This is a genomic window from Cedecea sp. B1(4), from assembly GCF_059414925.1.
In genome coordinates, this window is the sequence record NZ_JCAHMZ010000271.1 from 1 (window position 1) to 290 (window position 290).

Annotated in this window: 1 protein-coding gene; it reads left to right on the forward strand. The window is 22.1% G+C overall.

Going from position 1 to position 290, the window contains the following annotated elements:
* On the forward strand, positions 1-224 hold a 224-nt coding region (locus tag ACR6JA_RS22905; protein WP_494599784.1), incomplete at its 5' end, for a hypothetical protein.
* Between the last annotated feature and the right edge of the window lie 66 nt (positions 225-290).

Consider the following 290-nt stretch of genomic DNA (forward strand, 5'->3'; position numbering starts at 1 on the left):
AAAAAAAAAAAAAAAACCCAAAGAAAAAAAAAAAAAAAAAAAGCAACAAAAAAAAAATTAAAAACAAAAAAAAAAATAATACCCCCACAAACAAAAAAACCCACAAAGTAAATTTAACGTTTAATCACCCACAAAAAAAAAAAAAAACAGACACCACACAAAAAAACCAAAAAACACACCCACACACCCACCCAAAAAAAAAAAAAAACAAAAACAAACATTAAAACACAAACACCAAAAAAAAAACAAAACAAACAACAAAAAATAAAAACAAGTTTTATAAGAAAAAA